The organism is Streptomyces sp. A 4/2 (assembly GCF_940670765.1).
Lineage (GTDB): Bacteria > Actinomycetota > Actinomycetes > Streptomycetales > Streptomycetaceae > Streptomyces.
This window is the reverse complement of the sequence record NZ_CALNVW010000036.1, coordinates 17,329-37,836: the sequence shown is the minus strand read 5'-3', so window position 1 is coordinate 37,836 and position 20,508 is coordinate 17,329. Positions and strand designations below refer to the sequence as shown.

The window sequence follows — 20,508 nt, the reverse complement described above, 5'->3', positions numbered from 1 at the left end:
CTCCGGTTCCGGTCCGGTCCGATCCTGTCCGGCTACTCGCGAGCCGCCGAGGTCGACGACATGTCCGGGTAGCGGTCGCCCTTGACCTGTGCCGCGATCGGCTCCAGCAGGGCCAGTTCCCCGTCGGTCAGCCGGAGCCGGGTGGCGCCGGTGTTCTCCAGCAGCCGGCTGCGCTTACGGGTACCGGGGATCGGCACCACGGTGAGCCCGTGCACCTCGGCCCGCTGCTGCACCCAGGCCAGGGCCACCTGCGCGGCGGTCGCACCGTGCGCCGCGGCGATCTTGTGCACGGGTTCGAGGAGCGCCGCGTTCGCCGCGGCGTTGTCGCCGGTGAAGCGGGGCTGGAGCTTGCGGAAGTCGCTGCCCGCCAGGTCCTTGGACGCGTCCGCGAACGCCCCGGTCAGGAAGCCGCGCCCCAGCGGGGAGTACGGCACGACGGCCACCCCGAGTGCGGCGGCGGCGCCGACCAGGCTGATCTCCACGTCCCGGCTGAACAGCGACCACTCGGACTGCACGGCGGTGATCGGGTGCACGGCGTGGGCCTCGCGCAGCTCCGCCCCGGTCACCTCGCTCAGCCCCAGGTACTTGACCTTGCCCGCCTTGACCAGTTCGCCCATCGCTCCGACGGACTCGGACAGCGGCACCTCGGGGGTACGGCGGTGCATGTAGTAGAGGTCGATCACGTCGACGCCCAGCCGGCTCAGGCTGCGGTCGACGGCCTGCCTGATGTACGCGGCGTCGTTGCGTACGCCCCGGTAGTGCGGGTCGTCCGGGCGCCGCTCGACGGCGAACTTGGTGGCCAGGGTGATCTCGTCGCGGTGGGCGGCGACGAACGGCGCCAGGAACGTCTCGTTGGCGCCCTCGCCGTAGATGTCGGCCGTGTCGATCAGGGTGACGCCGGCCTCGACCGTGGCCTCCAGGGTGTCCCGGGCCGCCGCCTCGTCCGTGTCCCCGTAGAACTCGCTGATGCCCATGGCGCCGAAGCCCTGTACACCCACTTCGGGTCCGTCGTGGCCCAGCCGTACCTTGGCGATCTTCTCGATGCTCATCGGGTTCAGACCCTCTCCGACGCCCGCTGGGCGTCCGTATAAGTGCCGATCTTGAAGTCGAGTACGGAGAGCGTGTCCTGGAGCTCCGCGATGCGTGCACGCACATCCGTGCGGGTCTGCTCCAGCAGTTCCTTCCGCGCCTCGGCGGTGCCCTCGCCCTCACGGACGAGTTCCGCGTACCGGACCATGCTCGCGACCGGCATTCCCGTCAGCCGCAGCTTGCCGACGAACGAGAGCCAGTCCAGGTCGTGATTGGTGAAGCGCCGCTGGCCGGTGTGCGACCGGTCGATGTGCGGCATCAGCCCGATCCTTTCGTACCAGCGCAGGGTGTGCGCGGTGAGACCGGTGAAGGCGACGGCCTCGCTGATCGTGTACTGGTCCTGGCCGTCGGGGCGACGGCCCACCACCGGCGGGGCCACGCAGAGGTCCTCCCTGGCGGACTCGCGCACGGCCTCGGGAACGGTGGCGGTCACAGTCATGCGGTCCCAGCTCCTTCATCCTCGCAACGACCTCAACGCTAATTGCCTGGAGTGCACTCCAAGCAAGCGGAACCGCGCAGAACTTCCTGGCCAGGTCCCGCACCGAGCCGTTAGCCTGCCGGACCATGAGCACCATCCGCCGCGCGACACCCGACGACGCCTCCGAACTGGTACGCCTGCGCAAGATCATGCAGGACTCCCTCTCCCCGGCACCGGACCCCGACGTCAGCTGGCAGCCCGCCGCCGTCGAGACGCTCCGCAAGAGGCTCGCCGATCCGACGGGCGATCTCACCGCGTTCGTCGTCGACCGGCCGGACGGCGGACTGGCGGCGTGCGTGGTCGGCACCATCGAGTACCGGCTGGGCGGCCCCGGCAATCCCCACGGGACGTCCGGTTACGTCTTCAGCGTCGCCACCGACGAGGACATGCGCCGACGCGGCTTCTCCCGGGGCTGCATGGAAGCGCTGCTCGGCTGGTTCCGGGAGCGCGGCGTCCCCAAGGTGGATCTGCGCGCCTCGTCCGACGGCGAGCCGCTGTACACCTCGCTCGGATTCGTCCGGACCCCCGATCCGGCGATGCGGCTGACCTTGCGGTGAGGCACGTACACCGGGGTCGTTAGGCTCGTTCCCCATGAAGAGTCTGGCGATGACCGAGAACTGGCCGGTACCCACGGTGGCCGCTGCCGTCGTACGAGCGGACGGCGCCCTCGCCGGTACGCACGGCCCGACCGGACGCCGCTTCCCGCTCGCCTCGGTCACCAAGCCGCTCGCCGCCTACGCCGTGCTCGTGGCGTACGAGGAGGGCGCGATCGAACTGGACGAGCCCGCAGGTCCCCCCGGCGCCACCGTCCGGCACCTGCTCGCCCACACCAGCGGGCTGGCCTTCGACGAGCAGCGGGTGATGGCGGGCCCCGGTGAGCGCCGCATCTACTCCAACGCGGGCTTCGAGGCGCTCGGCGACCACCTCACCCGGGCCACCGACATCCCCTTCGCGGACTACCTCCACCAGGCGGTGCTCGAACCGCTCGGGATGGTGTCGACCTCGCTGGACGGCTCCCCCGCCAAGGACGCCGTGTCGAGCGTGGACGACCTCGCCCGGTTCGCCGCCGAGCTCCAGGCACCGCGCCTCCTCGACCCGCGCACCGTCGCCGAGGCCACCTCGGTGGTGCACCCCGGGCTGAAGGGCGTCCTGCCGGGCTACGGTCTGCAGAACCCGAACGACTGGGGCCTCGGCTTCGAGATCCGCACCACCAAGTCCCCGCACTGGACAGGCAGTTCGTCGTCCCCGCGCACCTTCGGCCACTTCGGCCAGTCGGGCACCTTCCTCTGGGTCGACCCGGACGCGGGGGCCGCCTGTGTCGCCCTGACCGACCGCGACTTCGGGCCGTGGGCGATCGATGCCTGGCCGCCGTTCACGGACGCGGTACTCGCGGAGGTCCGTACCGTACGGTGACGCGTCACGCCCCGGCCGTCCCCGGCACGGGCGCGTCGGCCGCTTTCGCGGCCAGACACTCGAACCACACCGTCTTGCCGCACCCGTCGCGGCGCAGCTCCACACCCCAGCTGTCGGTGAGAGCGGCGACCAGGAGCAGCCCGCGCCCGCCCTCGTCGAGCTCATCCCCCATGACCACGCAGGGCAGTCGGGGCGAACCGTCCGCGACCTCGACCCGCACGCCCCCGGCCGGAAGCAGCAGGATGCACGCCTGACAGCAGCGGCCGGGGACGTGCCGTACGACGTTGGCGATCAGCTCGGTGAGCGCCAACTCGGCCGCGTCGGCCACTTCCAGCAGGTCCCAGCCGGTGAGGTACAGGCGCAGGAGGCGGCGCAGGTGCCGCGCCGAGTGCTCGTTCACCGCGAGGGCAGCGCGGTAGATCTCCTCAGCGGCGTCCGCCGACAGACCAGTTGCATCATTCATGACCCCAGAGTGCAACGCTTCGATTACGCTCGGCCACGAACTGAACCGAACGCCGCGAGGCGTTGCAGGCCGGAGGTGCCCGTCGTGGCCAACATCCACTCGCTCGACCCCAGCGCTTCCCCGTTGGACTACTACGGCTGGGAGCTCCGCCGCCAGCGCGAGGCCAACAACCTCAGACAGGCTCAGCTCGGCGACATCATGTTCTGCACGGGCTCCCTGGTCGGCCAGGTCGAGACCACGAAGAAGATCCCCACCCGCGACTTCTCCGAACGGGTGGACGCGGCACTCGGCACGGACGGGACGTTCTCCCGGCTGGTCGGCCTGGTCCTGCGGAGCCAGTTGCCCACCTGGTTCCAGCCGTACGCGGAGATGGAGGCCCGCGCGGCGTACATCTCCACGTACCAGGCGCAGTTGGTGTACGGGCTGCTTCAGACGGAGGAGTATGCGCGGGCCCTGCTCGGCGTCGACCACCCGGGCAAGGTCGACGAGATGGTGGCAGCCCGGCTGGAGCGTCAGCGAATCCTGGAGGGCGAGAATCCGCCTGCCCTGTGGATCATCCTGAGCGAGGCCGTACTGCTCCAGGAGGTCGGCGGACGGGACGTCATGCGCAGGCAACTGGCCCGCCTGTTGAAGTTCCGGGACGATCCGTGGGTGCAGATCCAGGTTCTTCCGTTCTCAGTTGGCCAACACACTGCGATGATGGGCTCGTTCACACTTCTTCGGCTGGACGATGACCCCGACCTCTTCTATGTGGAGAGCTACGACCAGGGGCACATGACGGCCAATCCTCAAGTGATCAAGGAGCGTTCGGTCGGTTACGCTCGCCTGCAAGCCACTGCCCTCTCCCCCGAGGACTCGGCGACACTGATCGCTCGCGTGATGGAGGAACGTTATGGGGACCCGTCATAACCTGACCGGAGCGCACTGGCGCAAGTCGTCGTACAGCGGCACCAACGGCGGTGACTGCGTCGAGTGCACGGTGACCGACGGCGCGGCGTGGCGCAAGTCGTCGTACAGCGGCACCAACGGCGGCGAATGCGTGGAGTGCACCGTGACCGACGGCGCGGCGTGGCGGAAGTCGACGTACAGCGGAAGCACCGGCGGTGATTGCGTCGAGGTGGCCGACGGCCTCCCCGGCGCCGTCCCGGTCCGGGACAGCAAGAACCCCGCCGGACCCACCCTGTTCATCCACGCGGGAGCCTGGCAGGCCTTCGTGGACGGGCTCCGCTAGGACCTCGCGGACGACAGGACTAGGACCGGTCCTAAGGCTTCCGCCCGTTACGCCGCCATGGCGCCTCGCCTAGCGTCCGTGCCATGGATACGACCGGCATTCTCGACGAGGCGCTTCAGCGACTGCACACTTCAGGGCCCGAGCGGCTCGGGCGGCTCACCAATCACGCGCCCATGGCCGTCGAGGCCCTGGCCGCGCACGGTCGGGCCGGCTCGGTGCACCGGTGGCTCGACCTGTACGCGCCCAAGCTTGAGGAGTTCCCGTCCGGGATCGAGCCGGTCACGGCCGCCAACTGGCGCTCGGCGCTGGGTGATTCGCGCCGCGCCGCCGACTGGATCGACTACTTCGGCCGCGAGATCGCCGAGCGCCCCTGGCGCGACGTGCTCACCGCGTGGTGGCCCCGTCTCCTGCCCGGCATGTACGGCGGCTCCACCCATCCGGTGATCCGGGTGGGACACTCCGTACGCACTCTTCTGACCAGCGAGGAGACCGAGCCGCGGCTGCTCGAACTCGCCCATGGCCTCGGTTACTGGGCCGCCCGTTACCACCCCGTCGCGGACCACCTCGCCGCGCTGCCCGGCGCCGACAGCGCAGCCGCCGCCCTCGACGCGGTGGCACCGATCGCCGACCAGGAGGGCGGCTTCGCCGACCGGTTCAGCCGCGTCACGGGCATGCCGGTGTGGGCAGCCGCGATCACGGACCCGGACGAAGCACGCAGGCGCCTCACCGAGCTGGTGCAGGCGGCCACCCACCGGTACGCCACTCACGGCCACGGCGAGGAGACGATGCTGGTCCACGCGGCCACAGCCCCCAACGCGGTGCTGCGCACCCTGCCCGCGCTCCCGCAGTCCCTGTGGGTGCCGAGCCTGCGGGCCGCCTGGACGGCTTCCGCGGCGGTGACCGCGATGTACGCATCCACGGCCCCGGTCGCGTACGTCCCGCCGGGCACCGTCACCGCCGAAGAGGTCTTCGAACGGGCGCTGGCGCACGGCGACGAACATGTCATCAAGCTGACCGACACGGCCCTCGACATCGGCGACGAACGGGCCCTGGCTGCGGCTCTGCGCTCCATCGAGCTGAGCGAACCGCTCGTATAGGCGCGGTCCTGGCATGTCCGACAGACCGACAGCCTGCTAGAGCGCGAATTCCCAGATCAGCACCTCGGCGGGCCGCAACGCCGTCAGCTCCAGGTCCTCGGGTCCGGTGATCCGCGCCGAGTCGCCAGGCCCAAACTGCTCACCGCCGAGGCCGACTTCACCCCGTACGACATGGACGTACACCCCCGGCGAATCCGGCACCGCCGTGCGCTCGCCGGTGGCCAGTCTGCGGACGGAGAGCAGGGCGCCCGCCGCCGGTACCGCGTACGGCGTGGAGTCCGCGATGCCGTGCACGATCTCGTACGACGGGTCGCCGCCCGGCTTCAGCGGGGTGAGCCACATCTGGACGAAGACCAGAGGATCCGGGCCCTCGTTGCGCTCCTCGTGGCGGACCCCGCCCGCCGAGGAGAGGTGCTGGACGTCGCCCGCGCGCACCAGCGTCGTACGGCCCGTCGAGTCGCGGTGGGTGAGTTCGCCCTCGGTCACCCAGGTGACGATCTCGGTGTGGCTGTGCGGGTGCTCGTCGAAGCCCGCGCCGGGTGCGAGCCGTTCCTCGTTGCAGGCGAGGACCGGGCCGAAGCGGAGGTTGTCCGGATCGTAGAAGGTGCCGAACGAGAAGGCGTGCAGGGAGTCGATACCGGCCTGCGGGTCGCCTCCGCGGTAGCGCTCGCCGGAGCGCCGTACATCAATCACGCAGCCCACCGTAGCCCCGCCGCGCTGTGCCGACGTCCCGATAAGGCAGTCTTGTGCACGTGCCCCCACCCGATTCCGCGCAGCCCGCACCCCATGCCGCACACCCGCATGCCGCGACCCTGAAGCGGCTGGAACAGTCCTCCGGCCGGCTCTCGGCGAACGCGATCGCCCGGATGGACGAGACGTTGCCGTGGTACCGGGCGATGCCTCCGGAGAACCGGTCCTGGATCGGCCTGGTCGCCCAGGCCGGTATCGCCGCGTTCACCGAGTGGTTCCGGCATCCCGAGGCGCCGCAGGCCATCTCCACCGATGTGTTCGGCACCGCGCCGCGCGAGCTGACCCGGGCGATCACCCTGCGGCAGACCGTCGAGATGGTGCGCACCACGATCGAGGTCATGGAGACCGCGATCGAGGAAGTCGCCGCGCCCGGTGACGAGTCGATCCTCCGCGAGGCGCTGCTGGTGTACGCCCGGGAGATCGCCTTCGCGACCGCACAGGTGTACGCGCAGGCGGCCGAGGCCCGTGGCGCGTGGGACGCCAGGCTGGAATCCCTGGTGGTCAACGCGGTGTTGTCCGGCGAAGCGGACGAGGGGGCCGTGTCCCGCGCCGCCGCGCTGGGGTGGAACTCCCCCGACCACGTCTGCGTGATTCTCGGCACCGCGCCCGAGGGCGACAGCGAACTGACCGTCGAGGCGATCCGCCGCGCCGCGCGGCACGCCAAGGTCCAGGTGCTGACCGGGGTGCTCGGCAACCGGCTCGTCGTCATCGCGGGCGGCAACGACAACCCGCTCCAGGTCGCCAAGGCGCTGATCGGTCCGTACGCGGCGGGCCCGGTGGTCGCCGGGCCGATCGTGCCCGATCTGCTGGCCGCCACCAGGTCCGCGCAGGCGGCAGCCGCCGGGCTGAAAGCCGGGTACGCCTGGCAGGACGCGCCGCGCCCGGTGCTCGCCGACGATCTGCTGCCGGAGCGCGCCATCGCCTCCGACCCGGCCGCGCGCGAGCAGTTGGTGGAGGAGATCTACAGACCGCTGGAGGAAGCCGGTTCGGCTCTCCTGGAGACGCTGAGTGTCTATCTGGAGCAGGCGAGCAGCCTCGAAGGCGCGGCCAGGATGCTGTTCGTGCACCCCAACACCGTCCGCTACCGGCTGCGACGTGTGACCGACGTCACCGGGTGGTCGCCGTCCGATGTGCGCTCGGCGTTCACGCTGCGAATCGCGCTCATCCTGGGGCGCCTGGCCGACGGGGATACGCAGCTCTAGACTTTTGTCGGACACCAACAATTACCCCGACGGTTCTTCGTCCCTGTCCCCACGGGCGTTCGGGGCCATCCACAAGAGAGAGTGTGAGGGTGCTCGTACTCGTCGCTCCCGGCCAAGGCGCTCAGACGCCCGGCTTCCTGACTCCCTGGCTCGACCTCCCCGGCGCTGCCGACCGCATCGCCGCGTGGTCGGACGCCATCGGGCTCGACCTTGCCCACTACGGCACGAAGGCCGACGCGGACGCCATCCGCGACACCGCCGTGGCCCAGCCGCTGCTGGTCGCCGCCGGTCTGCTGTCCGCCGCCGCGCTGGGTGACCTCGTGCCCGGCGCCGTCGCCGGACACAGCGTCGGCGAGATCACGGCCGCCGCTTTCGCCGGTGTCCTGGACGACACCGCCGCGCTCGGTTTCGTACGGACGCGCGGGCTCGCCATGGCCGAGGCCGCCGCCGTCACGGAGACCGGGATGGCCGCGCTGCTCGGCGGCGACCCCGAGGTCGTCCTGCCGCACCTGGAGAAGCTCGGGCTGACCCCGGCGAACGTGAACGGTGCGGGCCAGATCGTGGCCGCGGGCACCGCCGAACAGCTCGCCGCGCTCGCCGAGGACAAGCCGGAGGGCGTACGACGCGTCCTGCCGCTCAAGGTCGCGGGCGCCTTCCACACGCGCCACATGGCTCCGGCGGTCGCCGGGCTCGGCAGCGCCGCGCAGGACCTGACCGTCGCCGATCCGGCCGTGCCGTACGTGTCGAACGCCGACGGCAAGGTGGTCACCGGCGGCGCCGATGTCATCGCCCGTCTGGTCAACCAGGTCTCGAACCCGGTGCGGTGGGACCTGTGCATGGAGACCTTCCAGGAGCTGGGCGCCACCGCGCTCATCGAGGTCTGCCCCGGCGGCACCCTCGTGGGCATCGCCAAGCGCGCCATGCCGGGCGTACGGACGCTGGCGCTGAAGACACCCGACGACCTCGACGCGGCCCGCGCCCTCATCGCCGAGACCCAATCACCTGCCGCTGACGCGGCCGGGGCCTAAGGAGTCCGAGAGAGCATGGCGAAGATCAAGCCCAGCCAGGGCTCCCCGTACGCACGCATCATGGGCGTCGGCGGCTACCGCCCGACCCGGGTGGTGCCCAACGAGGTGATCCTGGAGACGATCGACTCGTCCGACGAGTGGATCCGCTCCCGCTCCGGCATCGCGACCCGCCACTGGGCCTCCGACGAGGAGACCGTGGCAGCGATGTCCATCGAGGCGTCCGGCAAGGCCATCGCCGACGCCGGAATCACCGCCGACCAGATCGGCGGGGTGATCGTCTCGACCGTCTCGCACTTCAAGCAGACCCCGGCCATCGCCACCGAGATCGCGCACAAGCTCGGCACCGACAAGGCCCCGGCCTTCGACATCTCCGCCGGCTGCGCGGGCTTCGGTTACGGACTGACGCTCGCCAAGGGCATGGTCGTCGAGGGCTCCGCCGAGTACGTACTCGTCATCGGCGTCGAGCGGCTCAGCGACCTCACCGACCTGGAGGACCGCGCGACGGCCTTCCTCTTCGGCGACGGCGCGGGCGCGGTCGTGGTCGGCCCCTCCGACGAGCCGCGCATAGGGCCCACGGTATGGGGCTCCGAGGGCGACAAGTCCGAGACCATCAAGCAGACCGTGCCCTGGACGGACTACCGGGACGGCAAGGGCCGCGCCAAGTTCCCTGCGATCACGCAGGAGGGCCAAGCGGTGTTCCGCTGGGCCGTGTTCGAGATGGCGAAGGTTGCCCAGCAGGCGCTGGACGCGGCCGGAATCACCGCGGACGACCTGGACGTCTTCATCCCGCACCAGGCCAACATGCGGATCATCGACTCGATGGTGAAGACACTGAAGCTGCCGGAGCACGTCACGGTCGCCCGTGACATCGAGACCACCGGCAACACCTCGGCAGCCTCGATCCCGCTCGCGATGGAGCGGCTCCTGGCGACCGGTCAGGCGAAGAGCGGCGACACGGCGCTGGTCATCGGCTTCGGGGCGGGTCTCGTCTACGCCGCGGCGGTCGTTACCCTCCCCTAGTGCATTCCGGAGCAATCCGGTTCGTTCGAACACCCCAGAAGTCCCGTCACACACGGTTACACATCGAAGGAGCGCCACCATGGCCGCCACTCAGGAAGAGATCGTCACCGGTCTCGCCGAGATCGTCAACGAGATCGCCGGTATCCCGGTCGAGGACGTCCAGCTGGACAAGTCCTTCACCGACGACCTGGACGTCGACTCGCTGTCCATGGTCGAGGTCGTCGTCGCCGCCGAAGAGCGCTTCGACGTCAAGATCCCCGACGACGACGTCAAGAACCTCAAGACCGTCGGCGATGCTGCCGAGTACATCTTGAAGCACCAGGCCTGATCCAGGCCCGCGGCTGACGCCACCCGGCGGTGGCGCCGTGATGCGGAGGGACCGGCGATGGAGGGGGCAGCGTCGCCGCCCCACCATCGCCGGTCCCTCTCAATCCCCTCTACACGTGGAGAAGAAATTCCAGTGAGCCCGACCAATCGCACCGTGGTCGTCACCGGTATCGGCGCAACCACACCGCTGGGCGGCGACAGCGCATCGACCTGGGACGGACTGCTCGCAGGCCGTTCCGGCGTGAAGCCTCTCACCGGGGAGCGCTTCGCCGAACTTCCGGTCCGTATCGCCGCCTCCGCGGCTGTCGACCCGAGCGAGGTCCTGGCCCGCCCGCTCGCCCGCAAGCTGGACCGCTCGGCCCAGTTCGCGGTCATCGCGTCCCGCGAGGCGTGGGCCGACGCGGGCTTCACCGCGAAGGCGGGCGAGGACGAGCAGATCCGGCCCGAGCGGCTGGGTACGGTCATCGCCTCCGGGATCGGCGGCATCACCACCCTGCTCGACCAGTACGACGTGCTGAAGGAGAAGGGCGTCCGCCGCGTCTCCCCGCACACCGTCCCCATGCTCATGCCGAACGGTCCTTCCGCCAACGTCGGGCTCGAACTCGGCGCGCAGGCAGGGGTGCACGCACTGGTCAGCGCGTGCGCGTCCGGTGCCGAGGCCGTCGGGTACGCGGTCGAGATGATCCGTTCGGGCCGCGCCGACGTCGTCGTCGCCGGTGGCACCGAGGCGACCATCCACCCGCTGCCCATCGCGGCGTTCGCCAACATGATGGCGATGTCCAAGAAGAACGAGACGCCCGAGACGGCTTCCCGCCCGTACGACAAGGCCCGCGACGGCTTCGTCCTCGGTGAGGGTTCCGGCATCGTGGTCCTGGAGTCGGCCGAGCACGCCGCGGCGCGCGGCGCCAAGGTCTACTGCGAGGTCGTGGGCCAGGGCCTGTCCTCGGACGCCCACCACATCGCGCAGCCCGAGCCGACGGGGCGCGGCATCGCCGCGGCTCTGCGGCAGTTGCTCGAATCGACCGATCTGAAGCCGGCCGAGGTCGTGCACCTCAACGCGCACGCGACGTCCACGCCGCAGGGCGACATCGCCGAGATCAAGGCGCTCCGCCAGGTCCTCGGCGACGAGCTCGACCATGTCGCGGTCTCCGCCACGAAGTCGATGACCGGGCACCTGCTCGGCGGCGCCGGTGGCATCGAGACCGTCGCGACGGTGCTGGCGCTGCACCACCGCACGGCCCCGCCGACCATCAACATCGACGACCTCGACGAGGAGATCGAAGCGGACATCGTGCGCGACAAGCCGCGCACGCTGCCCCAGGGTTCGATCTCGGCGATCAACAACTCGTTCGGATTCGGCGGGCACAACGTGGTGCTCGCGTTCCGCTCGGTCTGACACCGCTCAGCACGACGGCGAGGGGCCCGGGGATTCGTCCTCCCCGGGCCCCTCGCCGTCGTCGTCGATACCGTGCTCGCCCGGATTCCGTTCTACGCCTCGTAGCCGCCGCCTCGAAGCCGTGGTCCCGCGCCGGGTGCCGTCCCACGCCTCTTGGCCCGGCTACGCCTCGAAGCTGGCGAAGTAGGACGCCGCCATGTCGTCGCCCCCGTGCCCCAGCGCTTCGGCCCGCCGGAACCGTTCGCCGCCCGCCGCCGCCACGTCCATCCGGACCCCGGCCGCCCGTCCCGCCTCGACGATCAGCCGGGCGTCCTTGGCCGCCGTCGTGACCGAGAAGCTCGGCGTGTAGTCGCCGTTGCGGATCGCGTCCGCCTTGAGACGCAGATATCCGCAGTCCAGCGAGCCGCCCGCCACCGCGTCCAGGAAACGCGCGGGGTCCACCCCCAGGCCCGCCGACAGCGCGAGCGCCTCGGCCGTGCCATGAGTGAGGGTCAGCACCCAGCTGTTGCAGACCAGTTTGAGGCGGGTGGCCGCTCCGGTGCTGCCGCTGTCGGCGACCCAGACCGTACGCGATCCGATCGCGTCCAGGACCGGCGCGACCGCTTCGCGTACGGAGTCGGGACCGGCCGCCAGAACCGTCAGCTGTCCGCTCTCCGCCGGGGCCTTGGTACCGAGGACCGGCGCGTCGACGAAGACGAGACCGGTGGTGCGGGCCAGTTCGGTCAGCGGAGCGAGTGCGCCGGTACCCGCGGTGGTGGACTGGAGCCAGACCGCCCCGGGGGTCAGCGAGGGCGCCGCGGCGGTCATCGTGTCGAGCACCGCCGCGCCGTCGTACAGCATCGTGAGGATCACGTCCGCGCCCTCGACGGCCTCACCCGGCGTGCTGGTGACGCGGGCGCCGACGCCGGCGAGCGGCTCCGCCTTGGAGCGGGTCCGGTTCCAGACCCGCACGTCGAGTCCGGCCCGGCAGAGGTTGCGGGCCATCGCGGCGCCCATGATGCCCGTACCGAGGACAGCTACTGCGGTGTTGTCAGCCATACGGCCACCGTAGGGGGCGTCTAGACGACTTGGTGCAGCCAGCGCACCGGGGCGCCCTCGCCCGCGTACCTGAACGGCTCCAGCTCGTCGTCCCACGGCTTGCCGAGCAGGCGGGCGATCTCGGCCTCCAGGTCGCTCTCGCCGCCCAGTGACCGCGCGAGTGCGGCGCGCAGCCGGTCCTCGGGGATCAGGATGTCGCCGTGCATGCCGGTGACGGCGTGGTAGATGCCGAGCTCGGGCGTGGCGCTGTACCGCTCGCCCTCCGCCGTGGGGCACGGCTCCGAGGTCACCTCGAAGCGCAGCAGGTTCCAGCCACGCAGCGCCGAGGCGAGTTTGGACGCGGTGCCCGTCTCGCCCTGCCAGGAGAATTCCGATCTCCAGGTGCCGGGAGAGGCGGGCTGCCTGATCCAGTCGAGATTGACCCGCGCACCGAGAACACCCGCCACTGCCCATTCAACGTGCGGGCAGAGCGCGCGCGGTGCGGAGTGCACGTACAGAACTCCACGTGTCGTCACCGGGACCTCCAGTGCGGTTCGAGGTTCGCCTTCCCCAGCAGCCTCTCGCCCGTTCTGCCCCGGGGTGCAACAGTAAACAGCATCGGGAGTTAATCTCCTGAAATGGGACAGTATGTGACGTGATGTAATTTATCGGAGCCGTTGGGTGCGGCGAAGTTGCCACTGGTCGACGGGGAAAAACGTACCGCGCTGCGACGTCACTCGTGTGACGTACGGTCGGTCCAAAGGCTGTTGAACACACAGGTTTCACTCGGCAGGACGCCTGGGTCCGCCACATGGAGGGGGCAGTGGGATGCCGGATTCCCGCCGGATCCGCCGCAGTCGCGGCGCCGTAGCCGCTCTGACGGCCGTACTTCTGGTCCCGCTCGGAGCGCTGACGGGCTGTGACTCTTCCGACAGTGGGAACGGCGCCCGGTCCGAGTCCGCGCACCGTGCGTCACCCTCTCCCTCACCCGCCTGGGACACGCGTCCCCGGTCGGTGGCCGCAGTGGGCGATTCGATAACCCGTGGCTTCGACGCGTGTTCGGTGCTGTCCGACTGCCCCCGGGTCTCCTGGGCGACCGGTACGGACACCGCGGTGCACAGCCTCGTCTCCCGGCTCGGTGCGAAGGAGAGCTGGAACGACGCGAAGACCGGCGCGCTGATGGCAGATGTGCCCGCGCAGATCGACAGGGCGGTGGCGCACCGGCCGGAGCTGGTGACGATCATGGCGGGTGCCAATGACGCCTGCCGGACCTCGGTTTCGCACATGACACCGGTGGATGAATTCCGGACTTCGTTTGAGACGGCGCTGAAACGTTTGCGCACCGCGCTGCCCGAAAGCCAGGTCTACGTGTCGAGCGTCCCGGACCTCAAGCGGCTCTGGTCGCAGGGGCGCACCAACCCGCTGGGCAAGGAGATCTGGAAGCTGGGGATCTGTTCCTCGATGCTGCGGGACTCGGACGCGATGGACCCGGCGGCCGTGCGGCGGCGCGACACCGTGCGGGACCGGGTGATCGCGTACAACGAGGTGCTCAAGGACGTGTGCGCCACCGATCGGCACTGCCGGTACGACGGCGGGGCGGTGTTCGACTACCCGTTCACCCAGGCGCAGCTGAGCCGGTGGGACTGGTTCCACCCCGGCAGGAACGGCCAGGAGCAGCTCGCGGCCATCGCCTACCGCAACGTCACGGCCGTAAGGCCCCCGGCGTAGGGTCCCGATCATGAACAGCGCGCAGCCGGAACCCTTCGGCCGTCTCGGTGACGGCACCCCTGTCCACCGGTGGACCTTCGAACGGGGCGGTACGCGGGTGCGGGTGCTGACGTACGGCGGGATCGTGCAGTCGGTCGAGGTGCCCGACCGCGCGGGGGCCGTGGCCGATGTGGTGCTGGGCTTCCCCGTGCTGAGCGGGTACCTGGAGCACACCGGCCCGTATTTCGGGGCGCTGGTCGGGCGGTACGCGAACCGGATCGCGGGTGGTGTCTTCGTGCTCGACGGACGGACCTGCCGACTGGCCCGCAACAACCCGCCCAACAGCCTGCACGGCGGTGAGCGCGGCTTCGACAAGCGGGTCTGGGACGCCGAGGCCGTGGAGCACGGGGTGCGGCTCTTCCGCGTCAGCCCCGACGGCGAGGAAGGGTTCCCCGGGCGGCTGGACGTCTCGGTGACCTACAGCCTGGAGGAGAGCGGTGCGCTGCGGATCGCCTACCGGGCGACGACCGACGCGCCGACCGTGGTGAGCCTGACGAACCACTCGTACTGGAACCTCGGCGGCCAGGGGTCGGGCAGCGCGACCGGTCACGAGCTGCGGATCGCGGCGTCGCGGCTGACGCCGGTGGACGCGGATCTGATCCCCACCGGGGAGCTGGCGCCGGTGGCGGGGACGCGCTTCGACTTCCGCCGGGCGCGGCAGGTGGGTCCGGGGTACGACCACAACTTCGTGCTCGACGGGGCGGACGCGGCCGAGCTGTACGACCCGGTGTCGGGGCGGACGTTGAGCGTCACGACCACCGAGCCGGGGCTGCAGCTCTACACCGGTGACCACATCGACGACGGTCCGTACGGGCCCGGCGCCGGGATCGCGCTGGAGACCCAGCGCTTCCCCGATACGCCGAACCGGCCGGAGTTCCCCGGTGCGGTGCTCCGGCCGGGCGGTGCGTATGTCTCGTCGACGGTGTACGGGTTCGGGGTGCGGTAGCCGGCGGGCTCCCGCCGGAGGAGGTGGCACCGCTGGTGGTGGCACCGCTGGTGGTGGCACCGCTGGAGGTGGCACCGCCGGAGGTGGCGGTCATGGACGGCTTGCAGTACCCGTGGCTGCTGGATCCGGAGTCGGTGGACAGCCGGCCGCTTTCCGGGCGTTCGTGGCGTCGCGCGGAGTGCCTGCCCCGGAAGTGACGCCGGGCCGTCCGGTTCGGCCCGGGGCCGGCCGGGGGATGGCCCGCGCCGGTCAGGACGCGGCGGGCCCCGGTGCCTCACCGGTCGTCCGTACGGGCTCCGGGGCCGGTTCCGGTTCGAGTTCGGGTTCCGGTTCGGGCGCTGCCACCGGCTCCTCGCCGACCAGGTCGCGGGCCAGCATCGTCGCCCCCGCCACCGCACCCGGCATCAGGAAGACGGCGACCAGCGGCACCAGGAAGGCCAGCGTCAGCGGGACGCCGAAGCCGAGCGTGCGCAGGCGGCGGCTCTTCAGCAGGGCCAGCCGCGCCTTGAACTCCATGCCCCGGCGTTGCAGCGCCACCGCTGTCAGCTCCTCCGCGAGGAAGAAGCCCGAGACGCAGAAGCCGATCACCGGGACGACCGTCTGGCCGACGGCCGGGACGAATCCCGCAGCGAAGAGCAGCAGCCCGTAGAACGTCACCCGTACCAGGACGCGGACGCTGTCGCGCGCCGAGACCCACAGGTCACGCCAGAGCGGCAGTCCGGACCCGTGGGCCGCGTAGCCGTCCGACGCGTCGACCCGCTCCGAGAGCGCCTCGTAGAAGGGATCGCCGATGAGCAGTGTCACCGCGGTGAAGGAGATGACGGCCAACAGCAGGAAGAGCGCCCAGAGCAGCGCCGTCAGGAAGCCGCGGAACAGCCCGAGCCAGGGGGAGTTCCAGCCGTCGGCGAACGGTGTGGCCCAGGCGGTCACGTCGTCCGCCCAGAAGACGAGCGCGATCAGCGCGGCGATGTAGAGCACCAGGGTGACCAGGCCGGGCAGCAGCGCGAATCCGTACTGCTTGCCGTGCCGGGCGACCCAGCGATGGCCCTTCACGAGATAACCGAAGCCCGCCCCGAGTTCACCCATGGGTTCCAGCCTAGCGGGGTGCACCGACACGCCCGTCCGGCGCTCGGATGTCCGGCGCTCGGCGGCCTGGCGTTCGGATGTCCGGCGCTCGGCGATCCGGCGTCCGGATGTCCGGCGTACGGGCCCGGGGTCAGCCCGGGAACGCTGGCTGTGGAAGCCCCTGTCCGGCGTCCGGCAGGACCAGCAGGGAGCCGGCGAGCGGGTGCGGTGCGTCGAGACCCGCGCGGGCCGTGCTGATGTAGAGGTCGCGCAGTTCCCGGCCGCCGAAGGCACAGGAGGTGGGGCGCCGTACGGGCAGCGGGACCGTACGGTCGAGGGCGCCGTCCGGGGTGTACCGGCGGAGCGCCGAGCCGTCCCAGAGCGCCACCCAGACACATCCGGCCGCGTCCACCGCCAAACCGTCGGGGAAGCCCGCCCCCTCCTCGATGGTCGCGAACTCCCTTCGGTGGTACGGGAGTTCACCGTCGAAGTCGAACACATCGATCCGCCGGGTCGGGGTGTCGACGTGGTACATGAGGGAGCCGTCCGGGCTCCAGCCGGTGCCGTTGGAGCAGCTCATCACCAGCGTCCGCGTGACCGTGCCGTCCGGCGCGACACGGCTGAGCGTGCCGCCGCCCTCGGCGTCGTCGTACCGCATGGTTCCGACCCAGAGCGCCCCGTCGGGCGCGACCGCGGCGTCGTTCCCACGGCGGCCCGGTACCGGGTCGTGCGCCAGCCACGAGAAGGCGCCGTCGGCGCCGTAGAGCGCCACGCCGTCCCTGAGGTTGACCACCAGCCCCCCGCCGGACCGCGGTTTGGCGGCGCCGACGTGCTGCCCGGTGTCCAGGACCGTGCGCCGGCCGGTCGCGGGGTCGAAGGTGTGGACCCGCGAGGAGAGGATGTCCACCCAGATCAGCCGGCCGGCCGCCGTGTCCCAGGTGGGGCCCTCGCCGAGTTCGGCCCGCTCGCGTACCGCCACTTCCGGACGCATCACGCTGCCCGCCTCCCCTGTTCCACTGCTCTGCCCGTTCCACTTGTGCTGCTCGTACGGCTCGTGCGGCTCGTGCGGCTCGTGCGGCTCGTGCGGCTCGTGCGGCTCGTGCGGCGGAGCGAACACAACGTACGCGCCGGGCAGCACGCGCGGAGGGCCGCACCCCGCCCGAGCGGAATGCGGCCCTCCCAGGGTCCGTCCGGCCGACGGCCCGACGGCCCTGCGCGCAGCCGGGTCAGGCGACGGCCAGCTCCACCTTGATGTTGCCGCGGGTCGCGTTCGAGTACGGGCACACCTGGTGCGCCTTCTCGATCAGCGACTGCGCGGTGGCGGCGTCGACGTTCGGAATGGCCGCCGTGATCTCGACCTCCAGGCCGAAGCCACCCTGCTCGGTCTTGCCGATGGAGACGGCGGCCGTCACGGTCGAACCGGAGATGTCGGCCTTCTCCTGCCGGGCGACGACGCCGAGCGCACCCTGGAAGCAGGCGCTGTAACCGGCGGCGAAGAGCTGCTCGGGGTTGGTGCCCGCGCCGCTTCCGCCCATCTCCTTCGGCGGGTTGACGACGACGTCGAGCTTGCCGTCACTGGACGAGACCCGGCCGTCCCGGCCGTTCTCCGCGGTGGCGACAGCGGTGTACGCGACGTCGATGTGCTGGATTGCCATGAGGTTCCTTCTGTTGTGTACGCCGCGGCTCGCGCCCACGACCGCGACGGCCTGGGAGTGAGACTACTGGTTGACCGCGACGATCATCTTCCCGGTGTTCTCCCCGCGCAGCATGCCGAGGAACGCCTCGACGCCCTGCTCGACGCCCTCGACCACCGTCTCCTCGTACTTCAGCTCGCCGGAGGCGATCCAGCCCGCGACGTCCTTGACGAACTGCGGCTGGAGCGCGGCGTGGTCGTTGACGAGCATGCCCTGGAGCCGCAGCCGCTTGCCGATGATCAGGGCCATGTTGCGCGGGCCCGGCGTCGGCTCGGTGTTGTTGTAGGCCGCGATCATGCCGCAGATGGTCGCGCGGCCGTGCACGTTGAAGGAGGAGAGCGCGGCTTCGAGGTGGTCCCCGCCGACGTTGTCGAAGTAGACGTCGATGCCGTCGGGGGCGGCGGCCTCCAACTGCTCGCGGACCGGGCCGTTCTTGTAGTTGAACGCGGCGTCGAAGCCGAGGTCCTCGACGAGGTGCCTGACCTTCTCGTCGGAGCCCGCCGAACCGACGACGCGCGCGGCGCCCCTGAGCTTCGCCATCTGGCCGACCTGGTTACCGACGGCGCCGGCCGCGCCCGAGACGAAGACGGTGTCGCCCTCCTTGAAGGAGGCGACGTCGAAGAGGCCCGCATAGGCGGTGAGGCCCGTCATGCCGAGCACGCCGAGGTACGCGGAGAGCGGGGCGAGCGAGGTGTCGACCTTGGTGGCGTGCGCGGCCGGTACGTCCGACACCTCGCGCCAGCCGAGCCCGTGGACGACGTGGTCACCGACGGCGAACCCGTCCGCGGCGGAGGCGATGACCTCGCCGACCGCGCCGCCGTCCATCGGCTTGCCGAGCTGGAAGGGCGGGACGTACGACTTCACGTCGTTCATCCTGCCGCGCATGTAGGGGTCGACCGAGAAGTAGCGGTTACGGACCAGGATCCGGCCCTCGGCGGGCTCGGTCACCGGGACCTCGCGCAGGGCGAAGTCCGCCGGGGTGGGCCAGCCGTTCGGACGGGCGGTGAGGTGCCATTCGCGGCTCGTCGTGGGGGATGCGGACATGGGGGCTCGACCTCCTGAGTAAAGCTTCACTGCATGAAATATCGACTGCGTTAAACAACCATGCGCCTAGATATTTTAGAATGTCAAGCAAGTGGGTACGATGGTGGGCATGGCCACTCGTACAGACCCACTGACCCTCGAAGTCGTCGAGCTGATCGGTGACGTCGTCTCCCGGTACTACGAGGAGTACGACGAAGTGGCTGCCGGACACGCGCTGACCGGAGCCCAGGCCCGGGTGCTCGGTCTGCTCTCCATCGAGGCCATGCCGATGCGCCGTCTCGCGCAGAAGCTGAAGTGCGAGCCGTCGAACGTCACGGGGATCGTCGACCGGCTGGAGACGCGCGGCCTGGTCGAGCGCCGCCCCGATCCGGCCGACCGCCGGGTCAAGCTCGCCGCTGTCACGGACCGGGGCCGGCAGACGTCGGCCCTGCTGCGCGGCTCGCTGACGTTCGCCCGGGAACCGCTGGGCGAGCTGTCCGCCGAAGAACGCACGGTGCTGCGCGATCTGCTGCGGCGGATGCTCGGCGGCACGGCGGACCAGCCACCGGCCAAGCCCTGACGGGTCCGCGCACGGGTACCGGTGCGGGTCCGTGTACGGGAACGGGTGTGGGTCCGCGTACGGGTGTGGGTCCGTGTACGGGTGTGGGTCCGTGTACGGGAACGGGCGCGGGTCCGGGAACGGGCGCGGGTCCGGGAACGGGCGCGGGCGCGGGTCCGTGCACCGGTACGGGCAGGATGGACGCATGCCGCAATCAGCCACCCCGTTCGGGCCGCTCGACTTCCAGCTGGTGCTGCTGCGCAGGATGGCCGACCACCAGCCGGCCCTCGTCGACGATGCCCGCGCCGAGCTGGGCGTCTCGCTCGCCGACATGCGCGAGGCCAACCGGCGCTGGCAGGCGATGGTCCGCTCCCCCAGGTCCCACGGGGCGCTGCGGCGCTACCGGTCCGTGCTCGGCGAGCCGGTGGCCACGGTCCGCCGCAGAATCGGCGACCTGGAGTGCGAGGCCCGTCAGTGGCCCGTACCGCTCTGGCCCGGTCTGCGGTTCGAGGTGCTGACCGCGCCGGGCGGCGGGGTGTGGAACGAGTGGCTGGTCCGTGCGCCGGGAGCCGCCGGGCCCGTGCTGCGTACGGCGGAGGACCTGGTCCCCTGGTCGTGCACGGTGGACGAGGTGGCCCGTGCCTTCGCCCCCGTACGGCCCTTGGAGGGCACCGCACCGACCCGCTGGCGGCTGGCCTTCACCCCGCCCGGCGGGCGGCCCTGTGTCGCCGGGTTCACCTGGGGGCTGCTGCAGGAGGTGGCGTACACCGGCACAGCGCAGTAGCGGGTGCCTCCCGTTCGGGGGTCTGGACGGTTGGGGCGTCGCGGCCGGGATGTCAGGACGGCTGGAGCGTCGAGCCGGGACGTCAGGCAGGCACCCGGCCGGCTCAGCCCGGCGCGCGCACGGGCCCCGGCCGTCGCAGGATGCGAGGAGGACCGGTTG

Annotated in this window: 25 protein-coding genes; 15 read left to right on the top strand and 10 right to left on the bottom strand. The window is 70.9% G+C overall.

Features of this window, described 5'->3' with window-relative positions:
* Window positions 1-32 precede the first annotated feature (32 nt).
* Window positions 33-1,049, bottom strand: coding sequence for an aldo/keto reductase (locus tag NBY69_RS26555; RefSeq protein WP_250304120.1), 1,017 nt, complete (start codon window positions 1,047-1,049; stop codon window positions 33-35).
* A 5-nt stretch (window positions 1,050-1,054) separates the two neighbouring features.
* The gene (locus NBY69_RS26550; RefSeq protein ID WP_250304119.1) at window positions 1,055-1,528 is read right to left on the bottom strand and encodes a MerR family transcriptional regulator; all 474 of its coding nucleotides are present in this window, start codon (window positions 1,526-1,528) and stop codon (window positions 1,055-1,057) included.
* Between the two features lie 125 nt (window positions 1,529-1,653).
* Between NBY69_RS26550 and NBY69_RS26545 the strand changes: the two genes are divergently transcribed.
* Window positions 1,654-2,124: a GNAT family N-acetyltransferase gene (locus NBY69_RS26545; protein ID WP_250304118.1), complete on the top strand. Its 471-nt coding sequence runs from the start codon at window positions 1,654-1,656 to the stop codon at window positions 2,122-2,124.
* A 34-nt stretch (window positions 2,125-2,158) separates the two neighbouring features.
* The gene (locus tag NBY69_RS26540; RefSeq protein WP_250304117.1) at window positions 2,159-2,980 is read left to right on the top strand and encodes a serine hydrolase; all 822 of its coding nucleotides are present in this window, start codon (window positions 2,159-2,161) and stop codon (window positions 2,978-2,980) included.
* A 4-nt stretch (window positions 2,981-2,984) separates the two neighbouring features.
* Here NBY69_RS26540 and NBY69_RS26535 read toward each other — a convergent pair whose 3' ends face one another.
* Window positions 2,985-3,443, bottom strand: a complete 459-nt coding sequence (locus tag NBY69_RS26535) for an ATP-binding protein (RefSeq protein WP_250304116.1) — start codon at window positions 3,441-3,443, stop codon at window positions 2,985-2,987.
* An 84-nt stretch (window positions 3,444-3,527) separates the two neighbouring features.
* Between NBY69_RS26535 and NBY69_RS26530 the strand changes: the two genes are divergently transcribed.
* The 3 genes from NBY69_RS26530 (at window position 3,528) to NBY69_RS26520 (ending at window position 5,771) form a co-directional block, all read left to right on the top strand.
* Window positions 3,528-4,352, top strand: a complete 825-nt coding sequence (locus tag NBY69_RS26530) for a helix-turn-helix transcriptional regulator (RefSeq protein ID WP_250304114.1) — start codon at window positions 3,528-3,530, stop codon at window positions 4,350-4,352.
* Window positions 4,336-4,674, top strand: a complete 339-nt coding sequence (locus NBY69_RS26525) for a DUF397 domain-containing protein (protein WP_250304112.1) — start codon at window positions 4,336-4,338, stop codon at window positions 4,672-4,674. Before NBY69_RS26530 ends, NBY69_RS26525 begins: the two co-directional genes overlap by 17 nt.
* An 83-nt stretch (window positions 4,675-4,757) precedes the next feature.
* Complete coding sequence (locus NBY69_RS26520; protein ID WP_250304110.1) at window positions 4,758-5,771, top strand: questin oxidase family protein; 1,014 nt, start codon at window positions 4,758-4,760, stop codon at window positions 5,769-5,771.
* Between the two features lie 36 nt (window positions 5,772-5,807).
* Here NBY69_RS26520 and NBY69_RS26515 read toward each other — a convergent pair whose 3' ends face one another.
* Window positions 5,808-6,464 carry a pirin family protein gene (locus tag NBY69_RS26515; RefSeq protein WP_250304108.1) on the bottom strand — a complete coding sequence of 219 codons (657 nt, stop codon included), beginning with the start codon at window positions 6,462-6,464 and terminating at the stop codon, window positions 5,808-5,810.
* Between the two features lie 59 nt (window positions 6,465-6,523).
* Here NBY69_RS26515 and NBY69_RS26510 point away from each other — a divergent pair, with 59 nt between their 5' ends.
* From NBY69_RS26510 to fabF, 5 genes are all read left to right on the top strand, one after another.
* Window positions 6,524-7,723, top strand: coding sequence for a CdaR family transcriptional regulator (locus NBY69_RS26510; protein ID WP_250304106.1), 1,200 nt, complete (start codon window positions 6,524-6,526; stop codon window positions 7,721-7,723).
* A gap of 89 nt (window positions 7,724-7,812) precedes the next feature.
* Window positions 7,813-8,751, top strand: coding sequence for an ACP S-malonyltransferase (locus tag NBY69_RS26505; protein ID WP_250304105.1), 939 nt, complete (start codon window positions 7,813-7,815; stop codon window positions 8,749-8,751).
* Window positions 8,752-8,766: 15 nt separating this feature from the next.
* Window positions 8,767-9,771, top strand: coding sequence for a ketoacyl-ACP synthase III (locus tag NBY69_RS26500; RefSeq protein WP_250304103.1), 1,005 nt, complete (start codon window positions 8,767-8,769; stop codon window positions 9,769-9,771).
* Window positions 9,772-9,850: 79 nt separating this feature from the next.
* Complete coding sequence (locus tag NBY69_RS26495) at window positions 9,851-10,099, top strand: acyl carrier protein (RefSeq protein ID WP_250304102.1); 249 nt, start codon at window positions 9,851-9,853, stop codon at window positions 10,097-10,099.
* 132 nt (window positions 10,100-10,231) lie between these two features.
* A complete protein-coding gene (gene fabF, locus NBY69_RS26490; protein WP_250304100.1) occupies window positions 10,232-11,494 on the top strand; it encodes a beta-ketoacyl-ACP synthase II in 1,263 nt (420 codons plus the stop codon).
* A gap of 162 nt (window positions 11,495-11,656) precedes the next feature.
* On the opposite strand, the gene NBY69_RS26485 is transcribed toward fabF, so the two are convergent.
* Together NBY69_RS26485 and NBY69_RS26480 are read right to left on the bottom strand one after the other, a co-directional pair.
* Window positions 11,657-12,532, bottom strand: coding sequence for an NAD(P)-dependent oxidoreductase (locus tag NBY69_RS26485; protein ID WP_250304097.1), 876 nt, complete (start codon window positions 12,530-12,532; stop codon window positions 11,657-11,659).
* Between the two features lie 20 nt (window positions 12,533-12,552).
* A complete protein-coding gene (locus NBY69_RS26480) occupies window positions 12,553-13,047 on the bottom strand; it encodes a DUF3145 domain-containing protein (protein ID WP_250304095.1) in 495 nt (164 codons plus the stop codon).
* Between the two features lie 292 nt (window positions 13,048-13,339).
* Here NBY69_RS26480 and NBY69_RS26475 point away from each other — a divergent pair, with 292 nt between their 5' ends.
* Genes NBY69_RS26475 through NBY69_RS37685 form a run of 3 tightly spaced genes read left to right on the top strand, consistent with a single transcriptional unit; the run spans window position 13,340 to window position 15,421 of the window.
* Window positions 13,340-14,239 carry an SGNH/GDSL hydrolase family protein gene (locus NBY69_RS26475; protein WP_250304093.1) on the top strand — a complete coding sequence of 300 codons (900 nt, stop codon included), beginning with the start codon at window positions 13,340-13,342 and terminating at the stop codon, window positions 14,237-14,239.
* Window positions 14,240-14,249: 10 nt separating this feature from the next.
* The gene (locus tag NBY69_RS26470) at window positions 14,250-15,224 is read left to right on the top strand and encodes an aldose epimerase family protein (RefSeq protein ID WP_250304091.1); all 975 of its coding nucleotides are present in this window, start codon (window positions 14,250-14,252) and stop codon (window positions 15,222-15,224) included.
* A 23-nt stretch (window positions 15,225-15,247) separates the two neighbouring features.
* Window positions 15,248-15,421, top strand: a complete 174-nt coding sequence (locus NBY69_RS37685) for a hypothetical protein (RefSeq protein WP_374211342.1) — start codon at window positions 15,248-15,250, stop codon at window positions 15,419-15,421.
* 52 nt (window positions 15,422-15,473) lie between these two features.
* On the opposite strand, the gene NBY69_RS26460 is transcribed toward NBY69_RS37685, so the two are convergent.
* From NBY69_RS26460 to NBY69_RS26445, 4 genes are all read right to left on the bottom strand, one after another.
* The gene (locus NBY69_RS26460) at window positions 15,474-16,310 is read right to left on the bottom strand and encodes an EI24 domain-containing protein (RefSeq protein ID WP_250304090.1); all 837 of its coding nucleotides are present in this window, start codon (window positions 16,308-16,310) and stop codon (window positions 15,474-15,476) included.
* A 130-nt stretch (window positions 16,311-16,440) separates the two neighbouring features.
* Window positions 16,441-17,280, bottom strand: a complete 840-nt coding sequence (locus NBY69_RS26455; RefSeq protein WP_250304247.1) for an SMP-30/gluconolactonase/LRE family protein — start codon at window positions 17,278-17,280, stop codon at window positions 16,441-16,443.
* Window positions 17,281-17,515: 235 nt separating this feature from the next.
* The gene (locus NBY69_RS26450; RefSeq protein WP_250304088.1) at window positions 17,516-17,944 is read right to left on the bottom strand and encodes an organic hydroperoxide resistance protein; all 429 of its coding nucleotides are present in this window, start codon (window positions 17,942-17,944) and stop codon (window positions 17,516-17,518) included.
* 63 nt (window positions 17,945-18,007) lie between these two features.
* Window positions 18,008-19,027 carry an NADP-dependent oxidoreductase gene (locus tag NBY69_RS26445; protein ID WP_250304085.1) on the bottom strand — a complete coding sequence of 340 codons (1,020 nt, stop codon included), beginning with the start codon at window positions 19,025-19,027 and terminating at the stop codon, window positions 18,008-18,010.
* A gap of 109 nt (window positions 19,028-19,136) precedes the next feature.
* Between NBY69_RS26445 and NBY69_RS26440 the strand changes: the two genes are divergently transcribed.
* Both NBY69_RS26440 and NBY69_RS26435 read left to right on the top strand, forming a co-directional pair.
* Window positions 19,137-19,586 (top strand): MarR family winged helix-turn-helix transcriptional regulator, encoded by a 450-nt coding sequence (locus NBY69_RS26440; RefSeq protein ID WP_250304083.1) that lies wholly within the window; start codon window positions 19,137-19,139, stop codon window positions 19,584-19,586.
* Between the two features lie 184 nt (window positions 19,587-19,770).
* On the top strand, window positions 19,771-20,349 hold the full coding sequence (locus tag NBY69_RS26435) for a hypothetical protein (RefSeq protein ID WP_250304081.1): 579 nt from the start codon (window positions 19,771-19,773) through the stop codon (window positions 20,347-20,349).
* The last annotated feature ends 159 nt before the right edge of the window (window positions 20,350-20,508 follow it).